The organism is Pedobacter segetis, from assembly GCF_016623585.1.
GTDB lineage: Bacteria > Bacteroidota > Bacteroidia > Sphingobacteriales > Sphingobacteriaceae > Pseudopedobacter > Pseudopedobacter segetis.
Genome location: NZ_JAEHFY010000057.1, coordinates 1 through 971 on the forward strand (window position 1 = coordinate 1; position 971 = coordinate 971).

The window sequence follows — 971 nt, forward strand, 5'->3', positions numbered from 1 at the left end:
GAACCTGTATCGCCTTTTGCTCCGGTTGCTCCTGCTGAACCTGTCGCTCCAGTTGCACCTGTATTTCCTGTTACACCTTGTATCCCTTGCGAACCTGTATCGCCTTTTGCGCCAGTTGCTCCATCTGAACCCGTTGCTCCCGTATCGCCTTTTGCGCCGGTTGCGCCATCTGAACCCGTTGCTCCAGTATCGCCTTTCGCTCCAGTTGCGCCATCTGAACCCGTTGCTCCTGTATCTCCTTTTGCACCTGTTGCGCCATCTGAACCTGTCGCTCCCGTATCGCCTTTAGCTCCAGTTGCTCCCGTGTTACCTGTCGCTCCCGTATCGCCTTTCGCTCCAGTCGCTCCATCTGAACCCGTTGCTCCCGTATCGCCTTTTGCGCCCGTTGCTCCATCTGAACCTGTCGCTCCTGTGTTACCAGTTGCTCCAGTTGCCCCTGCTGAACCCGTTGCTCCCGTATCGCCTTTTGCTCCCGTGTTACCGGTTACGCCTTGGATTCCTTGCGAACCTGTATCGCCTTTTGCTCCAGTTGCACCTGTATCGCCTTTTGCGCCAGCTGCTCCATCTGAACCTGTCGCTCCCGTATCGCCTGTTGCACCCGTTGCTCCATCTGAACCTGTCGCCCCAGTATCGCCTTTTGCGCCAGTTGCTCCATCTGAACCCGTTGCTCCCGTATCGCCTTTTGCGCCCGTTGCGCCATCTGAACCTGTCGCTCCTGTGTTACCAGTTGCTCCAGTTGCCCCTGCAGAACCCGTTGCTCCAGTATCGCCTTTTGCACCCGTTGCTCCATCTGAACCTGTCGCCCCTGTATCTCCTTTTGCGCCCGTTGCGCCATCTGAACCCGTTGTTCCTGTATCTCCTTTTGCACCTGTTGCTCCTGCCGAACCTGTCGCCCCTGTATCTCCTTTTGCGCCCGTTGCGCCATCTGAACCCGTTGTTCCTGTATCTCCTTTTGCACCTGTTGCTCCTGC

Annotated in this window: 1 protein-coding gene; it reads right to left on the bottom strand. The window is 57.0% G+C overall.

Annotation, left to right across the window (positions count from 1 at the left end):
• Window positions 1-971, bottom strand: a 971-nt coding sequence (locus I5M32_RS16545; RefSeq protein ID WP_200588279.1) for a YadA family autotransporter adhesin, incomplete at both ends; no start/stop codon positions are given.